We start from the raw sequence: 14,044 nt of genomic DNA, 5'->3' as shown, positions 1-14,044 counted from the left end.
TGTGTGTCGATTTCTTGCGTTTTTCGCTTCTACCCTGCGCCTGACGCCAGGGCTTCGTTAATTTCTCGTTGAGGCTCGGCACGTTTCAGAAGAGGTACTCGCATGACCACGATCGTATGGGATGGGACCACGCTGGCGACGGATTCGCTGATCAGTGTTAACGGCTCGACCTACAACCATGCGCAGAAGCTGTTCCAGCTCGACAACGGCGAGTGGGTCGCCTTCGCCGGCGAGCAGCAGGAGTGGTGGGAGGTCATGGAGTGGCTCAATGCCGGGGCGCCGCGTAACGACAAGCCGCACGTGACGAGGGTCGAGATGATCATTGCCGGGCCCGACGGCGTCTTCGAGATGTTCAACAAGCTGGTGCGGATTCCGGTCAACGGCCCCGTCGCCTACGGCACCGGCTGGAAGTGGGCGCTGGCTGCCATCGACCACGGCAAGAGCGCCGTCGAGGCGGTGGAATATGCCAAGACCCGCGACCATGACAGCGGCGGTGAGGTGCAGTCCGTCACGCCCGCGACCCGGGCCGGCGTACCCTTCGCGACGATGATGCGGGATGTCGAGGCAAAGCCGGAACCCGCGACGACCTGATATCGGCTAGACCCCGCGCAGCCCCGGCCAACTGGCCGGGGCTGCGTCGTTGGTGCGTCGGGCGCAGCGCGACAGCATGAACCCGAACCGGGTACGCTACGTCCAACGTCAAGACGCCCAAAGAGACCCCGAACGCCATGATCGTGCTGCTGATCGTCTTTCTGCTGGCCATCTTCGTGCTGCCCAACGTGTGGGCCAAGTGGGTGCTGTCGCGGCACTCCCGTGGGCGCGACGATTATCCCGGTACCGGTGCCGAACTGGCCGATCATCTGCTGCGTCGCCTGGGCATCGAGGGGGTCAAGGTGGAGATGACCGACCAGGGCGACCATTACGACCCGGAGGCGCGCCGGGTGCGACTCTCCCGCGAGCACTACGAGGGACGCTCGCTGACGGCAGTGACCGTGGCCGCCCATGAGGTGGGCCATGCCATCCAGCACCACGAGGGGTACGCCCCGCTGATCGCCCGGGCGCGCATGGTCGGCGTGGCGCAGCGGGCCGAGAAGATCGGCGCGCTGCTGATGATGGCTGCCCCTTTCCTGTTCATCCTGACCCGCCTGCCCGGGGGGCTGGCCATCGTGATCGTGGCGGCGGTAATCAGCTTCGGCACCGCGGCGGTGGTGCATCTGGTGACCCTGCCGGTGGAGTTCGACGCCAGCTTCAATCGCGCCCTGCCGCTGCTGCGCGAGTACGTGCCGCCCTACGACATGCCCGGCGCCCGCCACGTGCTGACCGCCTGCGCCTTCACCTACGTGGCCGCCTCGCTGGCGAGCATCCTGAACCTGGGGCGCTGGCTGGTGATCCTGCGTCGCTGACCCCACCAGACCTTGAGTGCAAGCGGAGGGGGTTTCTAGAGTTCAGGGAGTAACCATGGACCTTCATGGAGGAGGTGCGAGATGACGACTCCCCAGGACTACGTTCGCGACCATGCCGTGCCGCTCGCCGGACGGAGCAGCGACTACGACCGCCTGCTCGACGAGGTGGGTGAGCGCTCACTGGTGCTGCTCGGCGAGGCCTCCCACGGCACCGCCGAGTTCTACCGTATGCGCGCCGAGATCACTCGGCGCCTGATCCGCGAGAAGGGCTTCGAGGCGGTGATCGTCGAGGCCGACTGGCCCGATGCGCTGCGCCTCAATCGCTACGTCCGCGGCGAAGGTGATGACACGCTCAAAAGCGCCTTCGACGATTTCCAGCGGTTTCCGCAGTGGATGTGGCGCAACACCGACGTGCGCGACTTCATCGGCTGGCTCGCGGAGCACAATGCCGGCAAGCATGCCGATGAGCAGGTGGGTTTCCACGGCCTCGACGTCTACAGCCTGCACCGCTCGGCGGAGGCGGTGATCGAGTACCTCGAGGGCATCGACCCGGAGCAGGCGCGCATCGCCCGCGAGGGCTACGGCTGCCTCGACCACGGTGGCGACCCGGTGCGCTACGGTCACGATGCCGCCTTCGGCCTCAGCCGCATCTGCGAGGATGCCGCCGTGCGCCTGCTCGCCGACCTGCTCGAGAAGTCCGGCAACTACCTGCATGGGGACGGCCGACGCCCTCGCGACGAGCAGTTCTTCGCCGAGCAGAACGCCCGCGTGGTGGTCAATGCGGAACACTACTATCGGGCCATGTTCGGCTCGCGGGTGGATACTTGGAACCTGCGCGACGAGCACATGACCGATACCATCGCCGAGCTGCGTGAGCACCTGCGCCGCCAGGGCGGGCAGGGCAAGCTGGTGGTGTGGGCGCACAACTCCCACCTGGGCGATGCCGCGTTCACCGACATGGGCTGGCATCGCGGCCAGCACAATGTCGGCCAGCTGGTGCGCCATCGCTTCGGTACCGATCAGGCGCTATTGGTGGGCTTTACCACCCATAGCGGCTTCGTCTCGGCGGCCCGCGACTGGGACGGCCCGGTGGAGCATCGCAAGGTGCGGCCCTCGATGGAGGGCAGCGTCGAGCGGCTGTTCCACGACAGCGGCCGCGGCGACTTCTACCTGCCGCTGGGCGAGGGTGCGGCGCCCCTGAAGGAGCCGCTGTGGGAGCGCGCCATCGGCGTGATCTACCGCCCCGAGTCGGAGCGCATCAGCCACTACTTCAAGGCATCAATGGCCCGGCAGTTCGACGCCGTTTTCCATGTCGACGAGACCCGCGCCGTGGAGCCGTTCGACAGGGGCGAGCAGTGGCACCCGGAGGAGGCACCGGATACCTATCCGTTCGGGGTCTAGGGCCTGGCGGCGGTTACCAGAATTCTGCTGATGTACGGGAGGTCGGGATTCTGCCAGCATTGACGGCACGGCGTAGCGGCCAATGAAGCTGGACTGAGCGGTAGTCGCTGCGCAGGCTTCCGTCTCGAGGCTTGCCGGGGATCCGGGCTGCGTGCCCCTGGGATCGCACCGGCGGTGCCTTGACCATCGCCGGGTCGTGTCGGTGCCTGGCTCGAGCGACCCGGAGAACCACAATGGCGTCAGGCAACGTCGAGGAGAGCACCCGAAGCGATACGTGGCCCGTGGCGACGATCGCCATCGCCCAGCTGTTCGGTACCTCGCTGTGGTTCAGTGCCAACAGCGCGGCGGACGACCTGATGCGCACCTGGCACGTCAGCGCCGCCGATATCGGCTGGCTGACCAGCGCGGTGCAGGTCGGCTTCATCCTCGGCACGCTGACGATGGCCCTCGGCGGTCTGGCGGATCGCTATCGCGCCAGCCGGATCTTCGTCTGCTGTGCGCTGGCCGGCGCCCTGTTCAACGCCGGTTTCGCCCTGCTGTCGGAGGGGTTGGCCAGTGCCCTGGTGTTGCGTTTCCTGGTCGGGCTGTCGTTGGCGGGCATCTATCCGGTAGGCATGAAGCTGATCGTCAGCTGGGCGCCGGAGCGTACCGGCCAGGCGTTGGCACAGCTGGTGGCCATGCTGACGCTGGGTACGGCGCTGCCCCACGGGCTGCGGGAGGTGGGGGCCGAGCTTCCCTGGCAGACGATCATTCTTGCCTCGTCCGGGCTTGCCCTGCTCGGGGCGGTGATGATCCGCTGGCTGGGCGACGGACCTCACCTGCCGGATGCCCGCCAGCGCAAGGCATCCTCGGGCACCGAGACAGGGCAGAGGCCCACGGTGCTGGACGCGTTCCGGATCCATCGCTTCCGCGCGGCCGCGCTGGGCTACTTCGGCCACATGTGGGAGCTCTACGCCTTCTGGACGGTGGTGCCGCTGCTGGTATCGCAGACGGTGCTGGCCAGCCGGTACGGTGCGGTGGGAGTCTCCGGGATGGCGTTTACCATCATCGGGGTCGGGGCGCTGGGCTGCATCGTCGGCGGGTGGCTGTCGCAGCGCATCGGCAGCGCCAGGGTGGCGCTGGGCGCCCTGGCCTCCTCGGGCGTCTGTGCCCTGGTGTTCGCGCTGTTCTGGCAGGCGCTGCCGGCCGTCGCGCTGGGCCTGCTGCTGCTGGTATGGGGGGCGACCGTCATCGCGGACTCGCCGCAATTCTCCGCCCTCTCGGCTCAGGCCTGCCCGCGCGAGCTGGTCGGTGCCGCATTGGCCATCCAGAACTCCATCGGCTTTGCCATTACCGTGGTCTCCATTGCCGCCACGACGACGCTGTTCGAGCGCGTGGGGCTGCACGCCGCCTGGCTGCTCGTCCCCGGCCCGATCGTGGGGCTGCTCGGCTTCGCCTGGGCGACCAGGCGAGCCGTCGAGGAGCCGTTGGCCACCCAGGACGCGCCGTGACGCCTCACGCGCCAGCCCGGCTAGCGACCTCCACCTCCGGCGCTGCGGCCTCATCCGCATCGAGCGCGATCGGCGGCTGGAAGCCCTTGAGGCGCAGCGCGTTGGTGAGCACGCAGATGCTCGAGGCGGCCATGGCCACGGCGGCGAAGATCGGCGAGAGCAGAATCCCGAAGGCGGGAAACAGCGCGCCGGCGGCCACCGGGATCAGCACGGTGTTGTAGGCGAAGGCCCAGAACAGGTTCTGCTTGATGTTGCGGATGGTGGCCCGGGACAGCGCAATGGCGTTGGGCACGTTGCGCAGGTCGCCGGACATCAGCACCACCTCGGCGGATTCGATGGCGATATCGGTGCCGGTGCCGATGGCGATCCCCACGTCGGCCTGGGCCAGCGCCGGGGCATCGTTGATGCCGTCGCCGACGAAGGCCACCAGGCCGCCTTCGGCCTGCAGTTGCTTCACCGCATCCACCTTGCCGTCGGGCAGGACCTCGGCCACCACCTTGTCGATGCCGAGGCGGCGGGCGATGGCATCGGCGGTGCGCCTGTTGTCGCCGGTGATCATCGCGACCTGCAGACCCTCGGCGTGCAGCGCGCGGATGGCGGCCGGCGTGGACTCCTTGATCGGGTCGGCGACGGCGATGATCGCGGCCAGGCGGCCATCGATGGCGGCGTACAGCGGCGACTTGCCCTCGTCAGCGAGCCGGTGTGCGCTCTCGGCGAAGGTCTCCACGTCCAGGCCCAACTGGCGCATGTAGCGGTCGGCACCGACGTCCACCCGGCGCCCATCGACCCGGGCCGTGACGCCGAAACCGGGAATGGCCTCGAAGCCCTGGATGGCACCGGGCTCCAGCCCGCGGGCCTTGGCCGCGCTGGCGATCGCCTCGGCGATGGGGTGCTCCGACTGACGCTCGACGGAGGCCACTAGGCGCAGGGTATCGACCTCGTCGAAGTCCTTGGCCACGACCAGGTCGGTGAGCTCGGGCCGGCCCTTGGTCAGGGTGCCGGTCTTGTCCAGCGCGATCACCTTGGCGTCGCGCAGCGACTGCAGGGCTTCGCCCTTGCGGAACAGCACGCCCATCTTCGCGGCCTTGCCGGTTCCCACCATGATGGAGGTGGGGGTGGCCAGGCCCATGGCACACGGGCAAGCGATGATCAGCACCGCCACGCCGTTGACCAGGGCGAAGGTCAGCGCGGGGGCGGGGCCGAAGACCAGCCAGACGCCAATGGTGGCCAGGGCCGCGGCGATCACCGCCGGGACGAAGTAGGTAGTGACCTTATCCACCATGGCCTGGATCGGCAGCTTCGAGCCCTGGGCCTGCTCGACCATGCGCACGATCTGGGCCAGCAGGGTGTCGGCGCCGACCTTGGTGGCGCGGAAGCTGAAGCTGCCCACCTTGTTGAGAGTGCCGCCGACCACGTCCGCGCCGGCTTCCTTGCGCACCGGTACGGGTTCGCCGGTGATCATCGACTCGTCAACGAAGGAGCTGCCGTCGATCACCTGGCCATCCACCGGGATCTTCTCGCCGGGGCGTACCAGCACGATGTCGCCCTGGCGCACGGCGTCGATGCCGATCTCCATTTCCTCACCGTCGCGAACCACGCGGGCGGTCTTGGCCTGGAGCTTCATCAACGCCTTGATGGCCTCGCTGGTGCGGCCCTTGGCGATGGCCTCGAAATAGCGGCCGACGAGGATCAGCGTGATGATCACCGCCGAAGCCTCGAAGTAGACGTTCACGGTGCCGGCAGGCAGCACCTGTGGCAGGAAGGTGGCCACCACCGAATAGCCCCAGGCCGCGGTGGTGCCCAGCATCACCAGCGAGTTCATGTCGGGGCCGCCGCGCATCAGGGCGGGCCAGCCCTTCTGGTAGAAGCGCAGGCCGGGACCGAACTGCACGATCGAGGCCAGAACGAAGAACAGGTAGAACAGGTTCTGCTGGCCCAGGCTCATCTGCAGCCAGTGATGAAGCCCTGGTATTAAGTGCGAGCCCATCTCCAGCACGAAGAGTGGCAGCGTGAATACTGTGGCGATGGCGACCGCGCGCTTCAGTTCGGCGATCTCCCGTTCACGGGCCTCGCGCTCGCGATCACTGCGATCCGGTGCGTCGCTGGCGGCCTCGGCGTCGTAGCCCGCCGCCTTCACGGCCTCGATCAGACGCGGCGCGGTGACGGCCCCTGCCACCACTTTCACGGTGGCTGTCGCCGTGGCCAGGTTGACGCTGGCCTCGAGTACCCCGGGCACGCCGGCGAGCTTGCGCTCCACGCGGCCGACGCAGGAGGCACAACTCATGCCCTCGACCGACAGCTCGATGGTCTCGCTTGAGGCGGGATAGCCTGCGGCATTGACCGCCTGCACGACACCGGCGATATCCGTCTGACCGGAAGCGAACTCCACCTGGGCGCGCTGCGTGGCCAGGTTGACGGAAGCGTCGACGACTCCTGGCACACCGCGGATCGCCTTCTCGACCCGGCCGACGCAGGAGGCGCAGCTCATGCCTTCGATGGCCACGGAATACGTTTCGCTGCCGCTGGAATCATTACGAACCGCCAAGGCGGCCTCGTTGCTCGACATGCCTTGTGCCTCCGTTGCGATGAGGGTTACTATGTCTCAAACCTTCCAGTCATGGGAAGGTAATGGCGCTAGGCCACCTGATTGGGGTAGCCGGCCGCTTCGATGGCTGCCTGGATCGCCTCGACCGGCGCGCTGCTGTTCACGCTGACTTGGCGATTCGCCAGGTCGAATTCCAGGCTGGCCCCGCTGTCCACGGATTCGATGGCGGTGGAGATCGTCGAGACGCAGTGGTTACATGACATGTCCGGCACGTTGAATTTCGGCATGAGCGCTTCCTCGTGGTGGGTGTGCTGGACAGCATAAACCTTCCCATTGTTGTAAGGTCAAGCGCTGACAAGCGTTCCCGGCAATCGGGGCATCTCTCGCGCCAAGTTCCTGAAAGAGGAGGCACCCGATGAATATCGGTCAAGCGTCGAAGGCATCCGGCATCTCGGAAAAGATGATTCGCTACTACGAGAGTATCGGCCTCATTGCCCCGGCCAAACGGACGGAGTCGGGGTATCGGATCTTCAGCGAGAAGGACGTTCACGCGCTGCGTTTCATCTCCCGGGCCCGTGACCTGGGCTTCTCGGTGGAGCAGATGGGTAACCTGCTCGCCCTGTGGCAGGACCGCCATCGGGCCAGTGCCGACGTCAAGGCCGTCGCCCAGGCGCACATCGAGGAGCTGGATGGCAAGATCAAGAAGCTGCAGGGCATGCGCCGTACCCTGGAGCACCTGGTGAAGCACTGCCATGGCGACGAGCGCCCGGAGTGTCCGATCCTCGGCGACCTGGCGGCGGAAAGCCTCGAAATGGAAGCCGAGACTCCCTGACGCAGCATCTGCTCGCTACGCTGGTCTCGTTGCCATCACCACTGACCGTCGCGGCGCGGGATAGCCCTCGCGGGTGCGCGTCGGGTCGGCCGGGTCGAGAAAGTCGGCCAGCGACTGGAAGGTCATCCACTCGGTGGAGCGCTGCTCGTCCAGCGTGGTGGGGGCCTCGTCCACTACCCGTACGTCAACGAAGCCGCAGCGCTCGAGCCACTGGCACAGCGCTGCGGAAGAGGGCAGGAAGTAGACGTTGGGCATGGCGGCGTAGCGCTCGCCGGGCAGCAGCACCGTGGTTTCGTCGCCCTCCACCACTAGCGTCTCGAGCACCAGCTCGCCGCCTGGGCGCAGAGCCTCCTTGAGCTGCAACAGGTGCTCCAGCGGCGAGGGGCGGTGGTAGAGCACGCCCATGGAGAACACCGTGTCGAAGAAGGCGAGCCGCTCGGGCACGTCTTCGATGCCCACCGGGAGGAAGTGGGTGCGTCCCCCGTCGGCGTCACCGACGAAGTGGCGCAGGGCCTGGAACTGGTAGTAGAAGCGCGGCGAAGGGTCGATCACCAGCACGAAGGCGGCCCCCGCGCCGGCCATGCGCCAGGCGTGGTAGCCGCTGCCGCCGCCCACGTCGAGCACGCGCCGGCCGCGCAGGTCGGTGAGGTGCGGCGCCACCCGCCGCCACTTCCAATCGGAGCGCCATTCGGTGTCGATGTGAATGCCGGCGAGCCGGTAGGGGCCCTTGCGCCACGGCGATAGCTTCCTCAGCAGGTTCTCGCACTGGCGCCGCCGGCTGTCGTCGAGCGCGCAATCCACCGTCACCGTATCGGTATCCAACTGGACGTCGCGTGCCTCGGGCAGGGCGGGCAGCTTGGCCACCGCCTTCTCCCAGGCCGGCAGGTCGCCATAGCGCTTGCGGTCGAGCCCTTGGGCCAACTGTTCCGGCAGGCGGGCGAGCCAAGCATCCAGGCCTTGGTCGATGAAGGCGCGATAGAGCGGTCGCTGATCAGCGGGTATCGCCACCTCAGGCCTCCTTGAACGCGATCAGCGAGGCGAAGTTGAGGTACTGGAACCAGGTCAGCGAGCGTGGAAAGCCGGCCCGGGCCAGGCGCGCATGGTGCGCCGCGAGGGTGTCCGGCACCAGCACGTTCTCCAGCGCCGTGCGCTTCTGGCTGATCTCGAGTTCGCTGTAGCCGTTGGCGCGCTTGAAGTCGTGGTAGCGCTCCACCCGCCAGGCGTTGTCGCGCTCGTCGGGGTCGATCACTTTTTCGGAAAGTACCAGCACGCCGCCAGGCTCCAGCGCTTCGAACAGGCGAACCAGCAGCGCCTCGCGATCCTCGGGTGGCAGGAACTGCAGGGTGAAGTTGAGGATCACCATGCCCGAGGGCCGGTAGTCGAGGGTGCGAATGTCGCCCTCGATGACCTCGATGGCGTGCTCGGGACACTCGGCGGCGAGGGTCTCACGGGCGCGGGCGACCATGGCCGGCGAGATGTCCACCGCGGTGAGGCGAAAGGCGTCCGCCGGCAACTGGCCGGCCAGTGCCAGGCTGGCGGCACCCAGCGAGCAGCCCAGGTCGTAGACATGGGCGCCGTGGCGAAGATGGCGCCCGGCGATCAGCCCCAGCATGCCGAGTATCTGGCCGTAGCCGGGCACCGAGCGGCGAATCATGTCGGGGAAGCAGGCCACCACCCGTTCGTCGAAGGAGAAGCGCGCGACCCGGTCCAGGGGTGTGGAAAAGATCGCGTCGCGATAAGATGCGTCACTCATGAGCAGGCCGGTTACGTGGATCAGGCCGATATTCTACGCCGGCCGCTGGCCGGCTGCACGGATGGCGCGCCGCGCGGCGGCGAGACAGCGCCGCTGCCGTGCATCGCCACGCGTTGCATTTACGCTGTGGATTTACAGGCGGATACAAGGCTAGCCTGTGGGCGAAGGATGTCGCCCGTCTCACGCTGGCCGTCAACGACGCGGTGTTCCCGCAACGTCAAGGAGGATTGCTATGAACCACACCCCGATCGACCAGACTGGCGCCTGGCAGCGGCTGATGGAGCACGCCGAGGAGATGCGCCCCACCCACCTGCGCGAGCTGTTCCTCGACCAGGCGCGGGGGCGCGCCTTCACGCAGCAGGCGGCGGGGCTGACCCTCGACCTGTCGAAACAGCGCTGGAGCGACACCACGCTTGCGCTGCTGCTCGACCTGGCCCGCGAAGCCGGCGTGCCCGAGGGCATTCAGGCCCTGCTGAGTGGCGATCACGTCAACGTCAGCGAGGATCGTCCGGCGCTGCACACGGCGCTGCGTCTGCCCCCGGAGGCCTCCCTGGCCGTCGACGGCGAGGACGTGGTCCCGGGCGTTCACGCCACGCTGGACCGCATGGCGACCATGGTCGCACGCCTCCACGCCCGCCAGTGGCGCGGCGCTACCGGTCGGCCGATTCACGATGTGGTCAACCTGGGCGTGGGCGGCTCCGATCTCGGCCCGCTGATGGTGACCCATGCGCTGGCCGACTACCGACCCGCCGATGCGCACCATGTCGAGGTGCACTTCGCCTCCACCATGGACGGCTCGCAGCTCGCCGACTATCTCACCCGCTTCAACCCCGAGACCACGCTGTTCGTGATTTCGTCCAAGTCGTTCACCACCATCGATACCCTGTCCAACGCGCGCACCGCCCGCGACTGGCTGATGGCGCGCCTGGTGAACGATGGCATCCAGGGGGTCGACGAGGACATGGTCATGCGTCAGCACTTCGTCGGCGTCTCGGCCAAGCCCGACAAGATGAGCGAGTGGGGCATCGCCGAGGCCAACCAGCTGCTGTTCTGGGAGTGGGTCGGCGGTCGCTATTCGCTGTGGGGAGCGATTGGCCTGCCCATTGCGCTGGTGATCGGTATGGCCAACTTCCGCGAGCTGCTCGCCGGCGCCCACGCCATGGACGAGCACTTCGCCCAGGCGCCTCTCGGCGACAACCTGCCGGTGCTGCTGGCGCTGGCGGGGATCTGGAACGTCAACTTCCTCGACATCCGCGCCCACTCGATCCTGCCCTACGACGGCCGCCTGGAGCACTTCGCCGCCTACCTCGAGCAGCTCGAGATGGAGTCCAACGGCAAGTCGGCCACCCACGACGGGCGCCAGGTGAGCTACTCCACCTGCCCGGTGCTGTGGGGGCAGCTCGGCCCCAACGCCCAGCACGCCTTCTACCAGCTGCTGCACCAGGGTACCCAGCCGGTGGTGTGCGACTTCATCGCCCCGCTCAAGCGCTACGACGACGTCGAGGATGCGGCAACCCGCCGGCACCTGATGGGGCAGCATCGCCTGACCCTGGCCAACTGCTTCGCCCAGTCGCGCCTGCTGATGCTCGGCGATGACGCCATCGACGAACCGGGTGAGCGTCCCGGCCACAAGCGCTACCGCGGCAACCAGCCCTCCACCACGCTGCTGCTCGACCGCCTGACCCCGGCCACCCTGGGAGCGCTGATCGCCCTCTACGAGCACAAGGTGTTCGTGCAGGCTACCATCTGGGGCATCAACCCCTTCGACCAGTGGGGCGTGGAGCTGGGCAAGCAGATCGCCGGTGAAACCGAGCGCATGCTGGCCGACCACCATGGCCACGAGAAGATGGATGCCTCCACCCGAGCGCTGCTCGAAGCGGTCTGGGAGGCCGAGCGGGAGAGCGATCGTTGAAGCAGGGAGAAACGGGTTAGCGTGGAAGGGCTGGCAATGTATACAGTTCGTTCGGTATGCTGAGCGCACCATTGGCGCCGCTGCCCGCCAGCGGCCTGCTCTACCTGCATGGCTTCAACAGCGGCTATGGCTCGCCCAAGGCGGCGCTGATACGGGCCGCCTGCACGGAGCTGGCGCTGCCCTGCGAGACGCCTCAGCTGCCGCATCGTCCTGCGGCCGCGCTGGAGATGGCCGAAGCGCAGTTGAACACGCTGGGGCCGAGTCCGCTGCTAGTCGGCAGCTCCCTGGGCGGCTTCCTGGTGACCTGCCTGGCCGAGCGCCACGACCTCCCGGCGGTGCTGGTCAATCCCGCGGTGCGGCCGGCGCGGCTGGTGGGGGAGTGGGTAGGCGAGGCCTTCGTCAACGAGCATACCGACGAGCGTTTCGTCATCGAGGCGGCGCATCGAGAGGAGCTGGTCGAACTGACGCCGCAGCGCGTGTGCCCCGAGCGCTACCTGCTGCTGCTGGGAACCGCCGACGAGACGCTCGATCCGGCGGATGCCTTCGCCCTCTACCGCGGCGCCCGGACCGTCCTGCACCCCGGCGGCGACCATGTCTTCGGCATGCTGGAGAGGTACCTGCCGGCCGTGCTCGCCCATGGCGGACACTGCCTGCCACCGAGGCGCGTGACTGCCGGGCCACCGGGGCAATGACGCAGACGCAGCCGGGCTTTCAGGGAAGGGGCAGGCCTGCTGGGAGCGCAATCGAATTCGTAATGGCTTTGGGACACGCATGACACAGTACAGTGCCAGCTCAATCGAAGTACTCTCCGGTCTCGATCCGGTGCGCAAGCGCCCCGGCATGTACACCGACACCACCCGCCCCAACCACCTGGCCCAGGAAGTCATCGACAACAGCGTCGACGAGGCGCTGGCCGGCCATGCACGGGAAGTCACCGTGCGCCTGCTGGAGGATGGCGGTATCGAAGTGGCCGACGACGGCCGCGGCATGCCGATCGACATCCATCCCGAGCACGGCGTCTCCGGGATCGAGTTGATCCTTACCCGGCTGCACGCCGGCGGCAAGTTCTCCCAGTCCAGCTACCGTTTCTCCGGCGGCCTGCACGGCGTCGGGGTATCGGTGGTCAATGCGCTGTCGCGGCGCCTGGAGGTCGAGGTGTCGCGCGACGGCGCCCGCCACGCCATGGCCTTCGAGCACGGAGACAAGGTGTCGGAACTGGCCGAGATCGGCAGCGTGGCCAAACGCACCACCGGCACCCTGGTGCGCTTCTGGCCCGACGAGTCCTATTTCGACAGCCCGCGGCTGGCCATGGGGCGGCTCAAGCACTTGCTGCGGGCCAAGGCGGTGTTGTGCCCGGGTCTCAAGGTCACCCTGGTGGAAGCCGACGGCGCCGAAAGCGTCTGGCAGTACGAGGACGGCCTGCGCGACTACCTGGCCCAGGCCACCGACGGCTTCGAAGTGTTGCCGGCCTCGCCCTTGATAGGCCACTTCGCCGACGACGAGCAGGCGGTGGACTGGGCGGTACAGTGGCTCCCGGAAGGCGGCGAGACGCTGATGGAAAGCTACGTCAACCTGATCCCTACGCCCCAGGGCGGCACCCACGTCAACGGCCTGCGTTCGGGCCTGCTCGAGGCGCTGCGCGAGTTCTGCGAATACCGCAACCTGCTGCCGCGGGGCGTCAAGCTCACCGCCGAGGACCTGTGGGAGCGGGTCGCCTACGTGCTCTCGGTGAAGATGCTCGACCCGCAGTTCGCCGGCCAGACCAAGGAGCGCCTCTCGTCGCGCACCGTGGCGGCCTTCGTCTCCAGCGTGGTGAAGGACGCCTTCTCGCTGTGGCTCAACCACCATGTCGACCAGGCCGAGACGCTGGCCGAGCTGGTCATCAGCGCCGCCCAGCGGCGCCAGAAGAGCGCCAAGAAGGTGGCGCGCAAGAAGGTCACCGCCGGCCCCGCGCTACCCGGCAAGCTGGCCGACTGCTCCGGCCAGGACCCGGCCCAGGGCGAGCTGTTCCTGGTCGAGGGCGACTCGGCCGGCGGCAGCGCCAAGCAGGCGCGCAACCGCGAGACCCAGGCGATCCTGCCGCTGCGTGGCAAGATCCTCAATACCTGGGAGGTCGACAGCCACGACATCTACGGCTCCCAGGAGGTCCACGACATCGCCGTGGCAGTGGGCATGGACCCGGGCAGTGACGATCTCAGCCAACTGCGCTACCACAAGATCTGCATTCTCGCCGACGCCGACTCCGACGGCCTGCACATCGCCACGCTGCTGTGCGCGCTGTTCGTGCGCCACTTCCCGGCGCTGGTCGATGCCGGCCACGTCTACGTCGCCATGCCGCCGCTCTACCGCATCGACTTGGGCAAGGAAGTGCACTACGCCCTGGACGAGAGCGAGAAGGCGGCGATCCTGCGTCGGCTCGAGGGCAAGCGCGGCACGCCCAACGTGCAGCGCTTCAAGGGTCTCGGCGAGATGAGCCCGCTGCAGTTGCGCGAGACCACCATGGCGGTGGAGACCCGACGCCTGGTGCAGCTCACTCGCGAAGTCGGCGACGGCACCATGGAGATGATGGACATGCTGCTGGCCAAGAAGCGCGCCGCCGACCGCAAGAGCTGGCTCGAAGATTATGGCAACTTGGCGGATATCGAAGTCTGAGCTACGAGCTACGAGCTACGAGCTACGAGCTACGAGCTACGAGCTACGAGCTACGA

Annotated in this window: 12 protein-coding genes; 8 read left to right on the top strand and 4 right to left on the bottom strand. The window is 67.6% G+C overall.

The genetic code is table 11. The annotated features are described in order from the left end of the window. The first annotated feature begins 102 nt into the window (after positions 1-102). The 4 genes from HNO51_RS14750 (at position 103) to HNO51_RS14735 (ending at position 4,294) form a co-directional block, all read left to right on the top strand. Entirely contained in the window at positions 103-591 is a 489-nt protein-coding gene (locus HNO51_RS14750; protein WP_197448046.1) for a 20S proteasome subunit A/B, read from the top strand. Between the two features lie 137 nt (positions 592-728). Then, on the top strand, positions 729-1,403 hold the full coding sequence (locus HNO51_RS14745; protein ID WP_197448045.1) for a zinc metallopeptidase: 675 nt from the start codon (positions 729-731) through the stop codon (positions 1,401-1,403). 81 nt (positions 1,404-1,484) lie between these two features. Further along, the gene (locus HNO51_RS14740) at positions 1,485-2,804 is read left to right on the top strand and encodes an erythromycin esterase family protein (protein ID WP_209537727.1); all 1,320 of its coding nucleotides are present in this window, start codon (positions 1,485-1,487) and stop codon (positions 2,802-2,804) included. A 233-nt stretch (positions 2,805-3,037) separates the two neighbouring features. Further along, positions 3,038-4,294, top strand: coding sequence for an MFS transporter (locus HNO51_RS14735; RefSeq protein WP_209537726.1), 1,257 nt, complete (start codon positions 3,038-3,040; stop codon positions 4,292-4,294). Between the two features lie 4 nt (positions 4,295-4,298). On the opposite strand, the gene HNO51_RS14730 is transcribed toward HNO51_RS14735, so the two are convergent. Together HNO51_RS14730 and HNO51_RS14725 are read right to left on the bottom strand one after the other, a co-directional pair. Next, positions 4,299-6,860 (bottom strand): heavy metal translocating P-type ATPase, encoded by a 2,562-nt coding sequence (locus tag HNO51_RS14730; protein WP_242597123.1) that lies wholly within the window; start codon positions 6,858-6,860, stop codon positions 4,299-4,301. Between the two features lie 68 nt (positions 6,861-6,928). Continuing rightward, positions 6,929-7,126: a heavy-metal-associated domain-containing protein gene (locus HNO51_RS14725; RefSeq protein ID WP_197448042.1), complete on the bottom strand. Its 198-nt coding sequence runs from the start codon at positions 7,124-7,126 to the stop codon at positions 6,929-6,931. 128 nt (positions 7,127-7,254) lie between these two features. On the opposite strand from HNO51_RS14725, the gene cueR reads away from it, so the two are divergent. After that, positions 7,255-7,671 carry a Cu(I)-responsive transcriptional regulator gene (gene cueR / locus HNO51_RS14720; protein WP_197448041.1) on the top strand — a complete coding sequence of 139 codons (417 nt, stop codon included), beginning with the start codon at positions 7,255-7,257 and terminating at the stop codon, positions 7,669-7,671. Positions 7,672-7,686: 15 nt separating this feature from the next. Here the strand turns inward: cueR and cmoB are convergent, their stop codons facing one another. Beyond that, positions 7,687-8,679 carry a tRNA 5-methoxyuridine(34)/uridine 5-oxyacetic acid(34) synthase CmoB gene (gene cmoB / locus HNO51_RS14715; RefSeq protein WP_209537725.1) on the bottom strand — a complete coding sequence of 331 codons (993 nt, stop codon included), beginning with the start codon at positions 8,677-8,679 and terminating at the stop codon, positions 7,687-7,689. 1 nt (position 8,680) lies between these two features. Next, positions 8,681-9,424 (bottom strand): carboxy-S-adenosyl-L-methionine synthase CmoA, encoded by a 744-nt coding sequence (cmoA, locus tag HNO51_RS14710; RefSeq protein WP_197448039.1) that lies wholly within the window; start codon positions 9,422-9,424, stop codon positions 8,681-8,683. A gap of 232 nt (positions 9,425-9,656) precedes the next feature. Here cmoA and pgi point away from each other — a divergent pair, with 232 nt between their 5' ends. The 3 genes from pgi to parE all read left to right on the top strand — a co-directional run bounded on the left by pgi (position 9,657) and on the right by parE (position 13,988). Continuing rightward, a complete protein-coding gene (gene pgi / locus HNO51_RS14705) occupies positions 9,657-11,336 on the top strand; it encodes a glucose-6-phosphate isomerase (RefSeq protein ID WP_197448038.1) in 1,680 nt (559 codons plus the stop codon). 56 nt (positions 11,337-11,392) lie between these two features. Further along, positions 11,393-12,028, top strand: a complete 636-nt coding sequence (locus tag HNO51_RS14700) for a YqiA/YcfP family alpha/beta fold hydrolase (protein WP_209537724.1) — start codon at positions 11,393-11,395, stop codon at positions 12,026-12,028. Positions 12,029-12,107: 79 nt separating this feature from the next. After that, positions 12,108-13,988, top strand: a complete 1,881-nt coding sequence (parE, locus tag HNO51_RS14695; RefSeq protein WP_209537723.1) for a DNA topoisomerase IV subunit B — start codon at positions 12,108-12,110, stop codon at positions 13,986-13,988. Positions 13,989-14,044: the final 56 nt, after the last annotated feature.

Source organism: Billgrantia sulfidoxydans (assembly GCF_017868775.1).
GTDB lineage: Bacteria > Pseudomonadota > Gammaproteobacteria > Pseudomonadales > Halomonadaceae > Halomonas > Halomonas sulfidoxydans.
The sequence above is the reverse complement of the archived record's forward strand: the minus strand, read 5'-3'. Positions and strand labels throughout refer to the sequence as shown.

Coding starts and splice junctions, on each gene's coding strand:
- HNO51_RS14750 (WP_197448046.1), top strand. CDS start 103: ATGACCACGATCGTATGGGATGGGACCACGCTGGCGACGGATTCGCTG.
- cueR (WP_197448041.1), top strand. CDS start 7,255: ATGAATATCGGTCAAGCGTCGAAGGCATCCGGCATCTCGGAAAAGATG.
- HNO51_RS14745 (WP_197448045.1), top strand. CDS start 729: ATGATCGTGCTGCTGATCGTCTTTCTGCTGGCCATCTTCGTGCTGCCC.
- HNO51_RS14735 (WP_209537726.1), top strand. CDS start 3,038: ATGGCGTCAGGCAACGTCGAGGAGAGCACCCGAAGCGATACGTGGCCC.
- HNO51_RS14700 (WP_209537724.1), top strand. CDS start 11,393: ATGCTGAGCGCACCATTGGCGCCGCTGCCCGCCAGCGGCCTGCTCTAC.
- HNO51_RS14740 (WP_209537727.1), top strand. CDS start 1,485: ATGACGACTCCCCAGGACTACGTTCGCGACCATGCCGTGCCGCTCGCC.
- pgi (WP_197448038.1), top strand. CDS start 9,657: ATGAACCACACCCCGATCGACCAGACTGGCGCCTGGCAGCGGCTGATG.
- parE (WP_209537723.1), top strand. CDS start 12,108: ATGACACAGTACAGTGCCAGCTCAATCGAAGTACTCTCCGGTCTCGAT.
- HNO51_RS14730 (WP_242597123.1), bottom strand. CDS start 6,860: ATGTCGAGCAACGAGGCCGCCTTGGCGGTTCGTAATGATTCCAGCGGC.
- HNO51_RS14725 (WP_197448042.1), bottom strand. CDS start 7,126: ATGCCGAAATTCAACGTGCCGGACATGTCATGTAACCACTGCGTCTCG.
- cmoA (WP_197448039.1), bottom strand. CDS start 9,424: ATGAGTGACGCATCTTATCGCGACGCGATCTTTTCCACACCCCTGGAC.